The following is a 16,377-nucleotide window of genomic DNA, read 5'->3' as shown; positions in this document are numbered from 1 at the left end:
GGAACCGCCTCTCGGAGCGCCGCATGTCCCTTCAGACCTGGATGCTGTTCGCCGCAGCCTATCTCGCCACGACGCTGTCGCCGGGGCCGAACGTGCTGCTCGTCATCCGCAACACGGTGCGCTACGGCACGCACGGCACGGCCGCGACGATCGCGGGCAATCTCGTCGCGCAAGGCGTGGTCGTGCTGCTCGTCGCGCTCGGCGTCGGCGCGGTGCTGGCCGCGATGCCGCCGCTGTTCGTCGCGATGAAGGTGGTCGGCGCCGCGTACCTGATGTTCCTGGGGATCCGGCAACTGCGCGGCGACCGCAAGGCCGCCGCTTCGACCGGCGCGGCGGCGATCGCCGTGCCCGACCGCAGGAAACTATTCCGCGAAGCGCTGTTCGTCTCGGGCAGCAATCCGAAGACGATGATCTTCCTGTCGGCGTTCATGCCGCAGTTCATCGTGCACGACCGCCCGCTCGCGCTGCAGTTCGTCGTGATGTACGCGACGATCGCGTGCACCGTCGTGGTCGTTCACAGCGTCTATTCGGCCGGCGTGCGCCGGTTCCATCGCGGCTTCGGCATGAGCCGCGCGGTGCGTACGCTCAAGCGGGCCAGCGGGCTGCTGTTCGTCGGACTCGGGATCAAGCTGCTGACTGCGCGGCAGGCGTAAGGCGCCGCGCTCCCGTCAGCGTGCGTGCGCGGCCAGCTCGGCCGCGATCTCGCCGAACGACGGCCGCGCATCGATGTCTTCATTCAGGCACGCCTCCGCGAGCACATCGAGCGCACTCCTGCCGGCCCACGTGCGCGGCTCGCATCGTGCGAGCAACTCGCCGAGCAGATAGCCGAACGCCCGCACCTCGAGCCGTTCGAACCCGGTGCCGCGCGTGCGATCGTTCGCATCATAGAGCGACGCTGCGCCGAAATCCCCGAGCAGCGCGCCGCCTTCGCCGTCGTGCAGGATGTTGTGCGCGTACAGGTCGCCATGCATGATGCCGCGTGCGTGCAGATGGCCCGCCACCGACGCGATGCCGTGCGCGATCCGCATCGCTGCCGCCGGCTCGAAACTCGCGTCGGCCGCATACACGTCGCGCGTGCAGGACGCGAAGCTCGGCGACCCGGCGAGGTTCGTGAGCGCGGGATCGACCCGTTCCATCACGAGGCCGTGCGTGCCGTCGGGATGCCCGCTCACCTTGCCGATCACCGGGATCATGTTCGGGTGGCGGCCGGCGTGCAGGCACGCGGCCATTTCGCAATCGGGCAGGCCGTCGCTCGTTACCGCCCCCTTGAACAGCTTGACCGCGACCGTCCGTGGCGGATGCCCGTCCGCGCGCCACTGCGCGCGGTAAATGACGCCCGACGCGCCCTCGCCCAGCTTCTGCTCGCATGTCAGCGACGCCCAGTCGACATCCGCGACCTCGGGCCCGGCCGACGCCGCCGCTTCCGGCGCGGCGCCGAACGGGTTGCCTGCGGTGGCGAGCCACGCGAGGCGCGGCAGGCGCAGCAGCCAGTCGGGCAATTCGTCCAGCCGGTTCGCCGACAGCCGCACCAGTTCGAGCGCGCGGCATGCGGCCATTTCTGAGGGCAGCGCACGCAACCGGTTGCCCGCGAGCATCAGCTTCTGCAGCCGCGAGCAGTCGCCGATGTCGGCGGGCAGTTCGTCGATTGCGTTGTCGGTGAGGATCAGCCAACGCAGCGCGCGCGGCAGCGATCCGCGCGGCACCGTTTGAATCCGGTTCGCCTTGAAACCGATCATGTCGAGCTGCTCGCACGCGCCCAGCACGCCGGGGAACGCGGTGAAGCGATTACCGGACGCGAACAGGATGCGCAGGCGGTGCAGCCGCGGCAGGTCGTCCGGCAGCGCGGACAGCGCATTGCCGGTCAAATCGAGCACTTCGAGCGTATCGGCAAGTTCGAAGATCGCGCGCGGGAATTCCGTCAACCCGCATGCGAGCTTGAGTTGCCGTGCGCCGGCGAGTTGCCCGGCCTGCAGTTGTTCGAGGGTGTCTGTCACGCGAAGAAAACGGGTTGCGGTTGCGACGATCGTCGGGTCGATCGCCCGAATTCTACCGGGATCGCCTGCGCGCATCCGACGATCGTGTCACACCCCCTTCACAAACGCGTAACGTCGCGCTAGAATTGCGCCCCTTGCAGTGCCGACGTGGTGAAATTGGTAGACACGCTATCTTGAGGGGGTAGTGGCGAAAGCTGTGCGAGTTCGAGTCTCGCCGTCGGCACCAAATGATGCGCTCCAGCCCGTCAAGTACGGGCCGGCAACGCGCCATCCCTTCCGCAGTGTTCTGCTGCACGCTCCCGTTCGCTGGACTCGCAATAGGTTTCGCCGGACTTGCTCCAGCGCGAAACAGACGCAGTCGCGACCTCGCCTCCAGCCGTATCCGTTCTCGACTACCTCGGTTGCACGAAACACCACGTGGCAGGCGAGAAAGTCGTGCGCCGCGAGCACCTGCCTTCGCCAACGTCTCTCCCGCCCCAAAGCGATCGCATCGGTCTTCACGCGCACGCCGTCCCGCTCGCACGTCGCGCCTACTGCATGTATTGCTCGTTACCCATCAGCCCGATCTTCGTCGCCCCCACGCGCTGCGCGGACGCCAGCACGGCGGCGACGTCGCGATACGGCGCCTGCCGGTCCGGCCGGAGCCGGATCTCGGCCTGCACCGGTTCGGCCGCGACCTGCGCGAGCTTCGCTTCGAGCGCCGCGCGATCGGGCAGGCGCGCACCGTTCCACGACGCCGCACCGTCTGCGGCCACGTCGATCTGCACGATCTCCGGCTTCGCGGCCGGCGGCGCGTCGCCCACCGGCAGATTCATCTTGACCGCATGCATCTGGATCGGAATGGTGATGATCAACATGATCAACAAGACCAGCATCACGTCGATCAGCGGCGTCGTGTTGATGTCCACCATCACGTCCGGCTCGGTGCCCGACGAAACGTTCATGCCCATGACTGTCTCCTAGCTGCCGCGCGCGGGCGGCTCCGTGATGAACGACACCTTCTCGATGCCTGCCCGTTCGCACGCCACGATCACGCGCCCGACGAATTCATAACGTGTGCTTTCGTCGCCGCGCACATGCACGTCCGGCTGCGGCGATTGCCCCGCCACGCCCTTCAGCCGCGTGAGCAACGTCGGCGCATCGACCGGCACCGCATTCCAGAAGAACGCGCCGCGCCGATCGACCGCGATTTCGATACTCGCGGGCTTGCTCTGCAACGGCTGTACGGTCTCCTTCGGCAGGTCCACCGGAATCGTGTGCGTCACCACCGGAATCGTGATCAGAAAAATGATGAGCAATACCAACATCACGTCGACGAGCGGCGTCGTGTTGATCTGCGCGATGACCTCGTCGTCATCGTCCTGACGGACACTGATGCCCATGGCCGTCCCCGCTCAGTCGACCAGCGCCGGCACGCGCGCGCCGTCGCGCTCGGGCCGCTTGCCGCTGGCCAGCACCACGACGTGAAGCTGCGCGCCGAATGCGCGCACCCGCTCCATCACTGCCTTGTTACGACGCACCAGGAAGTTGTAGCCGAGCACCGCGGGTACGGCCACCGCCAGACCGATCGCCGTCATGATGAGCGCCTCCCCCACCGGCCCCGCGACCTTGTCGATCGACGCCTGGCCTGCGACGCCGATCGCGGTCAGCGCATGATAGATGCCCCACACCGTGCCGAACAGGCCCACGAACGGCGCGGTCGACCCCACCGTGCCGAGAAACGCGAGACCATCCTGCAGGCGGTTCGACACGTTGGTCACCGCCCGCTCGACCGACGTGTCGATCCACGTATTGCGATCGACGGCTTCGAGCAGCACCTCGTCGTGATGCTCGCCGGCCTCGATCGCCGTCTCGGCAATGAAGCGGAACGGCGATGCCGGGTCGAGCTGCTGCACGCCTTCCGCGAGTGACGGTGCAGCCCAGAGCTGCGCGTCCGCCCGTTTCGCGCGCCGGTTCGCGCGATACTGCTCGAAGAACTTGGTCACCATGATGTACCAGCTCCCCATCGACATCACGACCAGCAGGATCAGCACGAAACGCGCGACGAAGTCGCCGCCGCGCCACAACGCATCGAGTCCGTAGGGATTGGTGACGGCGCTCGCCGCGGCAGGCGCCGCCTGCGGCGCGGCACCGGCGACGGCCGGCGCTGCCGGCGCAACGGCAACCGCGCTCGCGACCGGTGCGGCCACCGTGCTCGTCTCGGCTCGCGCGTCCTGCGGCGCGACGAGGACCCCTGCCGTACCGCCGGCAATCATCATGCTGGCCGCGAAAGCGGCGATAAGTTGCTTCGTCATGTCTGCTCCATTGATCGATCTGATTAGGCATCCGGCATCCTGGCTGCCGGTTTTCTGGCGGCGCACCGCTCAGTTCAGGTTGAACGAGAACGGCACCTGCACGCGCACCGCCTGCCCCTGCGAAATACAACTGAATCGCCTCACCGCGGCGAGCGCGGCCCGATCGAGGATCGGGTCGGCGGACTGCGCGACGCGCTCGCCCGACACGCGGCCATCGGCATCGACGACGAACTCCACCAGCACGTTGCCGACGATGTTGTTTTCCAGCGCTTCACGCGGATAGCGCAGCGACGCGCGCACCTGATCCGAATTCGGGCATACGACGCCCACTTCGTGGCTCGGTGCAGCCGGTGCAGCAGGTGCGGCCGGTGCCGGCGCGGAGACCACGGGTGCGGTCGTGTGCGCGAGCGTCGACTGCGACGGCGCCTGAACCGGCACCTCCGGCGGCGGCACGAACATCCGCGCCGGCGGCGCAACCTTCGACGGCAACGCCTTCACGATCGGCTTCGGCGGTGGCGGAGGGGGCGGCGGCGGCTTGACCGGCTCGATGATTCGCACGTCGACCGGATGCTGGACGATCTCCGTCACGCGATTGGCGAGACCGTTCAGCAGCGCGTAGATCAGCGCCGCATGCAGCAGCAGGACGGCCGCGATACCGCCGTAGCGGCGCACGGGATGGCGGCTGGTCTGCCGAAACGGGCGCGGTTGGCCGGCAAGCCTGCGGGCCGGGGCGGAATGCGCAAACATGGAAGCTCCTCGAATCGTCCGCGCGTCAGAATGGCGCGCTCAGTTGCACACCGATCGTGCGTGGCTGGATCACCGACGCCCAGACGTTGCCGCCCAGCGGCACATAGCTCGTATTGGCGGACAGCAGCCCTTCGCGGTTGAACAGGTTCCTGACGAAGAACGACAGGCTCGCGTACCGCAGGTCCACGCCCAACTGGAGATCCGTCACCGCGTAGGCGGGCAGGATGAAATCGGGCGAGCCCGTGGCGCCCGCGAAACTCGCATGTCGCTCGCCCACGAAGCGCTCGGCGGCACTGGCCGTGGCCGACCATGGGCCGAGCGGGAAACGCCAGCTCGCCCCCAGCGACGCCGCGAACTTCGCGGTGTTCGGCAGCCGGTCGCCCGTGCGCGCACCGACGCTCGGCGCCCCTTCCGTCAGGTACGCGTCGATCGCGGCGAGCGACGCATTGAACGACAGCGCCGACGTCGGCCGCACCACGCCCGTTGCCTCGAGGCCCTTGATCCGCGCGTTGCCCGCGTTGACGAGCTGCGCGACGCCGTCCACCGCGCCGTATTGCTGGATGTCGTGCCATTCGATGTCGTAAGCCGACAGCGCGACCGAGACGCGGTTGTCGAACAGATCCGCCTTGTAGCCGATCTCGTAGTTCCACAGCGTGTCGGGCTTGTAGGTGGGATTGCCGGCGATCAGTTGCCCCGTCACCGCGCTGACCGCCATGCTGTTGGGGCCGCCCGGGCGATAGCCGCTCGCGACGCGCGCGTAGACGTTGCTGGTCGGCGTGAGCTTGTAGCTGGCCGTGAACATGTACGTCTTGCTCGTATCCGACGACGCGCCCGGCGCGGACAGCGGCGTCGGCACGAGCAGGCCGAACGTCTCCTGCCGGTAGTCCTGACTGTTGTGGGCGATCCGCATGCCGGCCGTCAGCGCGATGCGCGACGTGGGGTTGTAGGTGACGTCGCCGTAGGCCGCCAACTCCTGGTAACTGCCCGAATAGCCGAGCCGCTCCAGGTCTCCAAGCGGGCGGCCGCCGGCCGTCGCGCGATACACCTGCAACGTGTTGCTGTGCTCATGGTCGTAGTAGAGGCCGGCGACCCACTCCAGCGTGCGGTTGCCGGGCGACGTCAGCCGCAGCTCCTGCGTCACCTTGTTGGTGCCGACGGTGGAACTGGGCGTGACGGTGCTGACGTCGAGTCCGCCCGCCGCGAGAATCGGCGCATAGAACGGCGTGAAATCGAGCGTCGTCGACGTGCGCAGCGACTGGTACGCGGAAATCGCATTGAGGCGCGCCCAGCCGAAATCGTATTCGGCATTCGCTGTGTAGAACTGATTGCTCTGGTGATACGGTTCCTGCGAATCCTGCAATTTGGTCAGCGCGCCATACGCGGGCCGGCCGTTCATCCCGTAGTCGACGTAGTTCTGGCCGTTGCTGTTGATGTTCTGAAGCGTGGCCGTGAAGCGGAACGTGAGCTTGCGGGTCGGCGTGACGAGCAGCGACGCACGCACGCCGGTGGTGTCGCTCCGGTTGATGCGCGTGCCGGCGGCCGCGCCCGTCGCATCGACGTAACCGCCGTCGTGGTTGTTGAAGGCGGCGATGCGCATGGCGGCGACGTCGGATTTCAGCGGCACGTTCAGCACGACGTTGGTCGTGTTGTTGAGGCCACCGTGCCAGGTCGACGAAAACATCGTCCCGACGCTGCCGAAAAAGCTCTCGGTATCCGGCTGGTTGGTCACGTATTTCAGCAGGCCGCCCATCGCGCCCGCGCCATACAACGTCCCCTGCGGCCCGAACAGGATCTCGATGTGATTCAGGTCGAGCAGGCCCATGTCCAGGGCCAGCGCGGCCCCGCCGCCCGACACGGTGTTCGAGCCGAGCGGCGTATCGTCGACATACACGCCCACGGTCGGCCCGACGTCCTTGCCGGCCGTCACGCCGCGCATCGAGATCGTGCCCTGGCCCGGGCCGCCGCCGCTGTTGAAACCGACGCCCGGCTGCGTCGACAGGTAGTCGCTCAGCTTCGTGGCGCCCGACTTCTGCAGCGCGTCGCTCGACAGCGTGTCGACCTTCATCGGCACCTCGCGCGCCGGCTCGCGACGCCGGTTGGCCGTCACCTCGACGGAATTGAGCGTGATCGCCGCACCGCCGGCGCGACCTTTGGCGCGGGCATTCCCGTCACGATCCGTGGCGGGCGCCGCGCGCTCCGTGGCGGCGGCGGCGGGCGGCGGCGTACCGGCACCGGGCTGTGCGGGCTCGGTCTGTGCGCATGCATCCGATGCGGCGAGAAACATCCGCATCACGGTCACGGCAACCAGCGTCCGCCTGAAGATCGTCGACTCCGCTGCGACCCCGCCCTTCTTGCTTGCCATCTGCGACTCCTCTTGTCTGTCTGAATGTGAGCGGACCTGTCGGTCTTCCGATGCGGTCCCGCATGCGGACCGCCCGCCCGAATGACTCCAAGGTAAGCGGCCAAATCGGCCGCTGCTTTTGCGAAACGCCGAAAAACATTGGCTACCGTCCTCGGCTGCCGACGCGCCGAAAAACGCGCGCAACGAAGCCGCCGGCGCGGGCGACGCGGCGATCGAACGGGATGCGGGAGCAGGAAAACGACGCGCGCCTTCCGTGCGTGGGTTCGCACGGAAGGCGCGGCAGCGGCGGGAGAAAGGCGTACGGCGGCGTTAAAGCGCCTGCGCGCCGACTTCGCAGTGCGGTTCGAAGCGCGTGCGGAAGGTACGCAACACGAGACCCAGCAGGATCACGCTGAAGACGGCGGCCGGTACGCCGAGCCAGACGATCCCCTTGAGCAGTGCGTACGGCGCGCCGTCGAGGGCATCGGATATCGCGCCGACGGAAGGCACGGACATCGCCTGAAATGCGTAGGTGACGAGCGACGACGTGCCGACGACCCGCCCGCGCAAATGCGGCGGCGCGATGTCCTGCAACAAGGTTGGCGTCAGCGCCGCGCCGGCGATATAGGCGGCGATGATGCCGATCATGCAGGCGAGCAGCATCGCCGCGCTCGTCGCGAACGACAGCATCAGCAGCAACAACGCGGCCAGCAGCGCCATCGCGCAGCCGATCGCGACCGGCAGCAGCCGGCCCCAGCGCGCGCGCAGGCATCGCACGGCCACCACGCTCGCCAGCAAGCCGAGCGCCGAACCGCCGCCCACCGCGATGCCGCTGTACAACCCCGAGCGGGCGACGTCGACGTGAAAGTCGCGGATCAGCGACACCGGCGCCCAGCCCAGGATTGCCCCCACGTAGAAGGCCGCCATCGCATAGCCGACGATCAGGCACGCCAGCATCGCGCCCGAGCGCCGCCAGTAATGCGCAAGCGTCTCCTGCGCACGTTCGTGCAGGTCGGCCGTGCCGCCGCGCGGCGGATGCCCGACCAGCGCGAACAAGCCCGCGACGACCGGCCCCGGGATCGCGACGAGCAGGAACGCGAGCCGCCAGGGTTCGATCGACAGCGCGTGCGCGAGCGGCGCGGCCACGCTGAAGATCGCGCCGGCACCCGCGATCCCGAGCCCCGCGCCGAACAGCGCGACCGCGAAGAAGATCGTGTTCGCCGCCGTGCGCAGCGCCGGCGGAAACAGGTCCGGCAGCATGCTGTAGACGACCGGCCCGAGCCCCGCCTCGCCCACCGCAAGCGTCAGCGTGCAGAGGAACAGCATCCAGCCTTGCGTGACCAGGCCGCAGAGCGCCGTGCCCGCGCTCCACACGAGCACGCAGGCCACGAGCAGCCAGCGCCGGTCGACCCGGTCGGTCAGCCAGCCGAGCAGCGGCGACGCCAACGCGCCGAACAGGATGGGGCCGAAGCCGACGATCGCGCCCAGGCTCGTGTCGCTGAGCTGGAGGTCGCGCTTGAGCGGCTCGACGGCGAGCGTCAGCATCTGACGGTCGGTGATGCCGAGTATCGCGGCCAGCGCGAGCACGGCCAGCGCGAACCACGCGCGTGACAACGACGGCGATCCCCCGGTGATTTCAGTACGCACGCTGCGCCTCCTGCGCTGACGATCCTGCCTGCCCGGCCGACACCGGGCTCATTGGCGGCCGGCCGCAAAGCCAGCCTGCAGACGATAGCCGCTCGACGGCGGCGAAACTTTCGCGGACGGCCGGCATAGTTCAGCCGGCGTCCGCGCGACTGCCCGATGGAACGGGCCGGATCAGACCGCGATTTCGTCGAACGGCCACATCGGGCGCGTCAGGCGTGCGTAATCGTCGACCCGGAAATCGAGACTCAGCGAACCCGGCGTGTCGCAGTAGTAGATGGCGCGCGCCAGCGGGCCGAACAGCGCCTGGAAATGCTGCGTCGACTTCACCACGACGGCCCGGCAACGCCGGAGGTCGATGCCGAGATCGAAAAAGCAGCTCGGGCTGTAGGTCTGCTGCCGGACGGAGTTGACCACCACGAGTACGCCGTCGACGTCCAGCACCGCGGACAGGCCCAGGCCGGGCCCCGGAAACTTGAACGTCTCGTCGTGCTGCGCCAGCCCCTCTTCGACCGCCACGACCCGCGCGACCACGTCGAGCGGGCGGCCCGCGCGCGGGCCGCTCTTGCCGCCGAGGCGCAGCTCGATCGTCGCGCCCACGCCGGCATCGCGCGCGAACACCGCCGCGACGGGATCCCACATCATGCCGATCGTCACCTCGCGCAGCCCGCGCTCGAGGACGGCCTCGAGGATGAAGGTGGAGTCGGAGCCGGCGCCGCCGCCCGGGTTGTCGGCCGTGTCGGCAATCACGAACGGCCCGCCCGATGCGTCGGGCGGCGTCGCTTCGATCTCGTCGAGAATGCGTGCGATCGGCAGACGCAGCGCGTGCGTCTCGTCGCGCACGGCCACGAAGCCGCGCGCCAGTTCGCGCGCATGCGTGCGGGCCGCACCGGGATCGCCGTCGCTCACCACCAGCACCCCGGCACCGGTATCGGGAAAGTCGGACCACGGAAATCCGTGGATCAGCGACACCGACAGGATCCCGTCGCGCCCCTCCCGATCCATCGCGTCCTGGTTGAGTTGCGCCATGCGCGGTTCGGTCGTGAAGAACATGCCGAGCATCGGCACGCGTTCGAAGTGCGTCGTCGGCCGGATCTCGCCGCGCGCGGTGCGTTCGGCAAGATCGATCAGGTCGACCGCCCGTTCGTCGAAGTCGATGTGCGGATAGTGCTTGCACGCCAGCAGGATGTCGCCATGATCAAGCATCGCACGCGTGACGTTGGCATGCAGGTCCAGCTCGACACCGATCACGACGTCGGGGCCGACGAGCGCGCGCGTCTTCGCCAGCAGATCGCCCTCGCAATCGTCATACCCCTGCGCCATCTGCGCGCCGTGCAACAGATACAGCACGATATCGACCGGCTGCGCGGCGCGCAGCCCGTCCAGGATCTCGTCGCGCAGCGTTTCATAGTCCTGCTTCGAGCACGGCGCGCCCGGTTCGGCGAACGCGAAGATCGATGCGCTCACCTCGTGGCCGCGTGCGCGCGCCTCGCGCACGAACGTGCCGTAGCCGACGAGTTCGTCCGCCTGCCCGTCGGGCACACCGCCGGCCGGACGGTACAGCGTGCGTTCCTCGAACGAGTGCAGGCTGGTTGGAATCGGGGAAAAGCTATTGGTCTCGTGCGCAAGCGCCGCAACGAAGATACGCATGGTCACTCCTGCTCGGGTTTGAAATATCGGTCGACGACACGCGCCCGGACGGGCGCGCGGATTTCGCGGTCGCGCCGACGCGTGCCGGCCAACCGTCGATACAATTTGCATGACGAAACAATTTCGTTTCACTGGATCAGGTGGCAGGCACGTGTCGCAGCGGAACGGTGTCCGCCCGAGGGCGCGTCAGCCCTCTCGGCGCAGATAGCGCAGGCGCGTATGCACGCCGTGCGGCCGGTCGCCATCGCCGCGGAAGGACACGAGCGACAGCCGCCCATTGATGCCGCACAGCTGCGCATCAGAGGTGCCTGGCGGCGCGAACAGGTCTTCGGCCAGCGGCGCCAGCTCGAGGACGTAGGTCGAGCCGCCGTCGAATGCATAGCGGGTTTCGCCGTCGCCCGTTTCCACGCCGCCGCTCGGCCACAGCATGGCCCGCCGGCTATCGGCGTCCATCTCGGTCCAGTACGCTTCGACCGACAGCCGCTCGTTGCCCGCCACCGATGCGAGGCGCATCGGATAGTGCCGATAGTCACCGGCATAACGGGACAGCGGCCGGCTCGACGCCCCGCGCTCGAACGGCATGACGGCCTCGTGCCCGAGGTGCGCGAGCGTCGCGAGCAGCACCTGGTCGTGCAACGCGTTGGCGCCCGGGCCCGTGCCGGCGGTAAATACCACGAGATCGAGTTCGGGGCAGACCGCGAAGCTCGACGTCGTGCCATACGTCGTACCGCCATGCCAGTACACGGTCACGCCGCTCACCGGCACCTTCCACCAGCCAACGCAGATCGGCGGCACGCACGGGCGCCCCGCATCGAAGGTCAGGGCCTGCATGGCCGCGACCGTCTCAGGCGCGAGGATCCGCGTGCCGTCGATCGAGCCGCCGGCCAGATGCATGCGCCCGTACGCGAGCATGTCGCGCACCGTCGAAATCGGGGTCGACCCGGCGCCCGCCAGCGACGGCGGCAACAGATACGCACGCGTGGCCTGCAGCTCGCCGCTCGCCGCGTTCGCGAACACGCCCACCGCGTGACGATGCAGGATCGCCTGCTCGGCCGACGTGCACGACTCGTTCATTCCGCACGGACGAAACAGCGTTTCTTCGAGCACCTGGTTGTACGGCTTGCCGGACAGCACTTCGATCAACCGCGCGGCAACCACGAAGCCGGCGTTCGAATAGTGGATCGTCTCGCCCGGTTCGAACAGCGTCCCGAATCCGGCCAGCCGCTCGACGAAATCGCGGGTCGCGCCCGTGCCGGCTTCGGTCATCGGGCTGAAGCTGTCGGCATCGATGCCGTTCGTGTGGTTGAGCAAATGCCGCACGCTCAGGCGTTGCGCGTGGGCCGGATCGGCCAGCGTAAACGACGGCAGATGCGCGACGACCGGATCGTCGAGGCCGATACGCCCCGCCTCGACGTAACGCATCAGCAGGTGCGCCGTCATCACTTTGGTTACCGAACCGATCTGCAAGCGCGTATCGACGGTCATCTCCGCGCCCGTGTTCAGGTTCGCGATGCCGTGCGCCAGTTCGATCTGCTCGCCGCGGTGCCAGACGCCGGCGACATAGCCGGCCGTGGCCGGGCCGGTCACGGCGTTCGCAAGCAGGTCGTCTAGCTGGTGCCTCAGGATTTGCATAGCCGGATTCCATGGTAAGAGGATGGGCGTCGCCGGGCGCCGCGACAGCAAGCGCGGCCGGCACGCATGTCGCCAATGTAACGGCGTTCCACCCTGCATCCTTTTGCCAGCGGCCGGAATGCTTTTGCGTGCGACTGTCGCTCGCGTGCCCGACGCGCGCCGCCGCCGCCGGTCGCCCGTGTTGCATGCACGCGGCACCGAGATGCGCGACAGCGCGGAGGCACGCGACAATTCCCCGGCGGACGGCGAAAGCGCGCCATCCATGCGTCGGGTATGGTGTGAAGTCCATCGGACGGCTCGCCATGACGCGTCGCCGTTTCTTCATGTACTGGCGGAATCGGGGAATTCCAATGTTCAAATGGCTTCCGGCCTTCCTGAGCCGCGACTGGGCGGGCCTGCCCATCGCGTTCGCGATCGGCGTCGCGGGCGCCGGGCTCGCCTGCGCCGGCCTGCCCGTGCCGGGCGGCATCCTGCTCGCTACCGGCATCGCGCTCGCGGCCGGCTCGCTCCATCACCTCGCGTACCTGGCCCGCATGCGCCGAGCCTGCCCGCCGCCGGGCCAGCTCGTGGACGTCGGCGGCCATCGCATCCACGTCCTCGCGGAAGGCCGCGCGAACGACCTGCCGCCGGTCGTCTGGATGTCGGGCGCGCACATGGGTGGCCTCGTCCTGCATCACCTGCATCTGGCATTGCGCGACACGACGCGCTCGATCCTGATCGACCGGCCCGGCAGCGGCTGGAGCGACGCCGGCCCGTATCCGCGCTCGACCGCGCGCGAAGCGGAGGAAGTGGCCGAAGCGTTGCACCGCGCTGGCGAACGCGGGCCGTTCGTGTTCGTCGGGCATTCGTTCGGCGGCCTGCTCGTCGCCAACCTCGTGCGCCGCCATCCGCATCTCGCCTGCGGCCTCGTGCTGCTCGACGCAACCCATCCCGACTTCTTCAACTACGCGCCGCCGTGCCTGCGCCCCACCGCCATGACGGTGGCCGGCAACCTGAGCGGCCTGCTGCATCTGTTCGGTATCCATATCGATCTCGTCGACGTGCTGGGCCGCCGCCAGCCCGCCGTCAAGCGCTTGCTCGAGCTCGTCGAGAGCCGGCTCGCCGAGGCGCTGGCGCTGGGCGCCACGCGCATCGAGATGCATGCGCGTGCCGGGTTCAGCGCCGCGTCCAGCCTCGCCGAACTGGGTGTCGCGCGCAGCCCGCTCGCCGGCTTCGACACGCTGGTTCACGACGGCGAACTCGGCGACCTGCCGGTATTCGTCGTCACCCCGCGCGACGCGTCGGAGATGCGGCCCGAGCAGGCCACCGAGCAACGCAAGCTGTATCGCCGCATGGGCGTGGACGAGGCCGGCTTCGAGCGCTATCTCGCGCTGATGACCGCGTCGCGCGGCCGCTATGTATCGACGTCGTCGCGGAGCGAACTGATCCACGCGCCGGCGGGCGACGGGCACAATTTCCCGTACGAATCGCCGGACTTCGTGGTGCAGGTGGTCGGCCGCATGCTGCGCATGCGCGCGTACGTCGGCTGACGCACGCGTACCGCCGCTCAATCGATGGTCGACACGCGGTCGGCCATCACCGCCCCGCCGCGCGCACGCAACTCGCGCGGCGACATGCCGAAGCGTTTCTGGATGGCGACGGAGAAGCTGCTCGGGTGGTTGTAGCCCACCGCGTACGCCACGTCGGTGACCGGCACGCCCGGCTCGCGCAGGAGTCGCAGCGCCTGCTGCATGCGCAGCTCGTGCGCGTATTCGTGCACGCTCTTGCCGAGCAGCGTGCGAAATCCCGCGCACAGGCTGCTGCGGCTCAATCCGACCTGACGCGACAGCACATCGAGCGAAGGCGGTGCCGCAAAATGCTCCTGCAATACCATCTGTGCTTTCGACACCGCACGCCGCGTCATGCGGCTCACTTCGCCGTGGCCGGCTTCGTCGTCGGCGTGGCGCGAGGCATCGGAGACCGAATCGATTGCGCGCGCCACGATCTCGAGGCTGCGCCCGTGCAGATAGATCGACCGGCTGCGGCCGTCCAGCGAGCAGTCGCCGATGTCCCGCATGCACTCGAACAGCGCCGCTGAAATCGGCCCTGCATGCACGAACGATTCCGTCAGCGTGCCTTCGACGAAATGCCGCAACGGCACCGGTAGCGCCTCTTCCGCGCCGGCATAGAGCGCGCTGAGCGCATTGCGGTGCAGGCAAATGCTCGTCACCTGATGATGTCCGCGCTCGGTCACGTCGCCCGCCGGCATGCCATCGGGCTCGGCGACCAGCACCATCGACGGGCCGTCGAGGCTGATCTCGCGCCCGCCCACCGCATACGACGCCGCCCCGCTACGACCGATGCGGATGCGCAACGTGTTCTGGCCGCGCGTGCGCCGCCGGACCACGCCCGCGAAGCTGACGTCGACGGAGGTCATCCAGAAAGCCGGCGATTGCGCGTGAAATTCGGTCTGGCCGTCCGCATACGCGTTCGCGTATTCGACGCGATAGTGATGCCCGTTGCCGATCTGTCGGATCACCGTGGACGGGAAGTCCGGCACCGACGGATTCGCGGGCGGCACGGCCAGATCGCGACTCAGCGAATCGTAATCGAGGTACGGGGAATAGAGGTTCTGCAACATCGGCGCGGGACTCCGGTGGCTGCCCGCATCCGGCCCGGAAGCGGGGCGCGATTCTCACGATCGCGGCAACGCTCCCTTATATCAAGCCGGAAATACCACGCAAAGAACATGTTTACCCCGGCATCCGGCCGCTGCCGGCCCGTCGGCGGACGCGGCCAGCCGAGTCGATGCGCGACGCCGAAGCCCGTCATTCAGCGCCCACGCGCCGCTATGCAAGCACGTCGCCGGCCACCCCGCGCTGCACCGCCTCCCGCCGCCGCAACCGCATCGCGATCAACGCGGCACACACCGCCAGTGCCGCACCGGCCAGAAACCCGCCCGTATAACCGACCTTCGCAGTGAGCGACAGGATCGTCGACGACGCGATCAGCTCGCCGAGATCGCGCGTGCTCTGCACGGCCGTCACGTCGGTACCGGCCTGGTCGCTGCCGCCCGCGAAGCGCATGCCGGCCGTCATGATCGTCACCGACGTGATCCCGGTCGCCAGCGAACCGAGTACCGTGCACAGCCATGCCCACGACGGCGACACCGGCAGCCACCCGCTCGCCTGCGCGAACCACAGCAGCGCGGCGGCGCCCGCACAGCTCACGCCGGCCGTAAACGCACGCCACAACCCGAGCCGCCTGACGAGCCACGCGCCGCCGCCGCAACCGAGCACGACCGTCACGATGCCACCGGCCATCCCGAGTTTCCCGATCGCGTCGAGCGTCCAGCCCGCGTCGTTGAGGAACAGTTTCGACAGGCCGAAACCCGATACGGCCGTCATCGCCGACAGCAGCGCGAGCGACAGCAGCGACCACGAACGCGGCCGCTTCGCGAAGCGCACGAGGCTCGCGTTGTGTTCGGCCTGCACACGTGCGCGATCCGCATCGCGCGGCAGCACCCACAGCACGCACGCGAGGCTCGCGAGCGGCACGGCGGCCAGCGCGAGAAACGCGGCACGCTGGCCGAACAGGCCGATCAGCGTCAACGTGCCAGCGCCGCCGCCGAAGAAGCCGATCATCACGCCCGCGATCTGGATCGCGTTGATCTTCGCGAGCGTGTCGCCGCTGAAGTGCTCGGCGGCCATCCCGTCGTTCGCGATGTCCTGCGTCGCGCTCGCGAGCGACGCAACGGCCAGCAGGCCGACCGCCCACCCGGCCGTCGCGACCGTCATGCCGATCTGCGCGAGGCTGCCGAGGCACAGCACGACGAGCGTCTGCATCGGCAGCATCCAGCTGCGCCGCCGGCCGATGCGCGGCGACCAGCGGTTGTCGACGACGGGCGCCCACAGGAATTTCACGACCCACGGCAGGCCGACGAGCGGCAGGAACGCCAGCGCGTGAAGCGGCGCGCCGTCGTGGCGCAGCAGGGTCGGCATCGCATCCATCGCGATGCCGATCGGGATTCCCTGTGACAGGTAAAGCAGCGTGATCGTGATGACCAGGCGGCGATGTTCGAGCAGATCGCGCATCG

General features: G+C 68.5%; 13 protein-coding genes and 1 tRNA gene. 3 read left to right on the top strand and 11 right to left on the bottom strand.

Features of this window, described 5'->3' with window-relative positions; translation table 11 throughout:
• The first annotated feature begins 23 nt into the window (after nt 1-23).
• Entirely contained in the window at nt 24-653 is a 630-nt protein-coding gene (locus ACN8ZM_RS19230) for a LysE family translocator (protein ID WP_420212076.1), read from the top strand.
• A 15-nt stretch (nt 654-668) separates the two neighbouring features.
• On the opposite strand, the gene ACN8ZM_RS19225 is transcribed toward ACN8ZM_RS19230, so the two are convergent.
• Nucleotides 669-1,994 (bottom strand): leucine-rich repeat-containing protein kinase family protein, encoded by a 1,326-nt coding sequence (locus tag ACN8ZM_RS19225; RefSeq protein ID WP_420212643.1) that lies wholly within the window; start codon nt 1,992-1,994, stop codon nt 669-671.
• Nucleotides 1,995-2,135: 141 nt separating this feature from the next.
• On the opposite strand from ACN8ZM_RS19225, the gene ACN8ZM_RS19220 reads away from it, so the two are divergent.
• A tRNA-Leu gene (locus tag ACN8ZM_RS19220) sits at nt 2,136-2,220 on the top strand.
• 304 nt (nt 2,221-2,524) lie between these two features.
• On the opposite strand, the gene ACN8ZM_RS19215 is transcribed toward ACN8ZM_RS19220, so the two are convergent.
• From ACN8ZM_RS19215 to ACN8ZM_RS19180, 8 genes are all read right to left on the bottom strand, one after another.
• Nucleotides 2,525-2,944, bottom strand: a complete 420-nt coding sequence (locus ACN8ZM_RS19215) for an ExbD/TolR family protein (RefSeq protein ID WP_043180240.1) — start codon at nt 2,942-2,944, stop codon at nt 2,525-2,527.
• Nucleotides 2,945-2,953: 9 nt separating this feature from the next.
• Nucleotides 2,954-3,376, bottom strand: coding sequence for an ExbD/TolR family protein (locus tag ACN8ZM_RS19210; protein WP_043180242.1), 423 nt, complete (start codon nt 3,374-3,376; stop codon nt 2,954-2,956).
• A 12-nt stretch (nt 3,377-3,388) separates the two neighbouring features.
• A complete protein-coding gene (locus ACN8ZM_RS19205; RefSeq protein WP_089452107.1) occupies nt 3,389-4,288 on the bottom strand; it encodes a MotA/TolQ/ExbB proton channel family protein in 900 nt (299 codons plus the stop codon).
• A 69-nt stretch (nt 4,289-4,357) separates the two neighbouring features.
• On the bottom strand, nt 4,358-5,035 hold the full coding sequence (locus ACN8ZM_RS19200) for an energy transducer TonB (protein WP_420212075.1): 678 nt from the start codon (nt 5,033-5,035) through the stop codon (nt 4,358-4,360).
• 25 nt (nt 5,036-5,060) lie between these two features.
• Nucleotides 5,061-7,397 carry a TonB-dependent receptor gene (locus ACN8ZM_RS19195; protein ID WP_420212074.1) on the bottom strand — a complete coding sequence of 779 codons (2,337 nt, stop codon included), beginning with the start codon at nt 7,395-7,397 and terminating at the stop codon, nt 5,061-5,063.
• A gap of 309 nt (nt 7,398-7,706) precedes the next feature.
• Entirely contained in the window at nt 7,707-9,023 is a 1,317-nt protein-coding gene (locus ACN8ZM_RS19190; RefSeq protein ID WP_420212073.1) for an MFS transporter, read from the bottom strand.
• Nucleotides 9,024-9,194: 171 nt separating this feature from the next.
• The gene (locus ACN8ZM_RS19185; protein ID WP_420212072.1) at nt 9,195-10,670 is read right to left on the bottom strand and encodes a M81 family metallopeptidase; all 1,476 of its coding nucleotides are present in this window, start codon (nt 10,668-10,670) and stop codon (nt 9,195-9,197) included.
• Between the two features lie 186 nt (nt 10,671-10,856).
• On the bottom strand, nt 10,857-12,302 hold the full coding sequence (locus ACN8ZM_RS19180) for a serine hydrolase domain-containing protein (protein WP_420212071.1): 1,446 nt from the start codon (nt 12,300-12,302) through the stop codon (nt 10,857-10,859).
• 350 nt (nt 12,303-12,652) lie between these two features.
• Between ACN8ZM_RS19180 and ACN8ZM_RS19175 the strand changes: the two genes are divergently transcribed.
• Complete coding sequence (locus ACN8ZM_RS19175) at nt 12,653-13,831, top strand: alpha/beta fold hydrolase (RefSeq protein ID WP_420212070.1); 1,179 nt, start codon at nt 12,653-12,655, stop codon at nt 13,829-13,831.
• 17 nt (nt 13,832-13,848) lie between these two features.
• Here the strand turns inward: ACN8ZM_RS19175 and ACN8ZM_RS19170 are convergent, their stop codons facing one another.
• Nucleotides 13,849-14,922, bottom strand: a complete 1,074-nt coding sequence (locus ACN8ZM_RS19170) for a helix-turn-helix transcriptional regulator (protein WP_175021294.1) — start codon at nt 14,920-14,922, stop codon at nt 13,849-13,851.
• A 208-nt stretch (nt 14,923-15,130) separates the two neighbouring features.
• Nucleotides 15,131-16,375 (bottom strand): RhtX/FptX family siderophore transporter, encoded by a 1,245-nt coding sequence (locus tag ACN8ZM_RS19165; RefSeq protein ID WP_420212069.1) that lies wholly within the window; start codon nt 16,373-16,375, stop codon nt 15,131-15,133.
• Nucleotides 16,376-16,377: the final 2 nt, after the last annotated feature.

It is taken from the genome of Burkholderia aenigmatica, assembly GCF_048627025.1.
GTDB classification, from domain to species: domain Bacteria; phylum Pseudomonadota; class Gammaproteobacteria; order Burkholderiales; family Burkholderiaceae; genus Burkholderia; species Burkholderia aenigmatica.
This window is presented reverse-complemented; position numbering and strand designations above follow the sequence as displayed.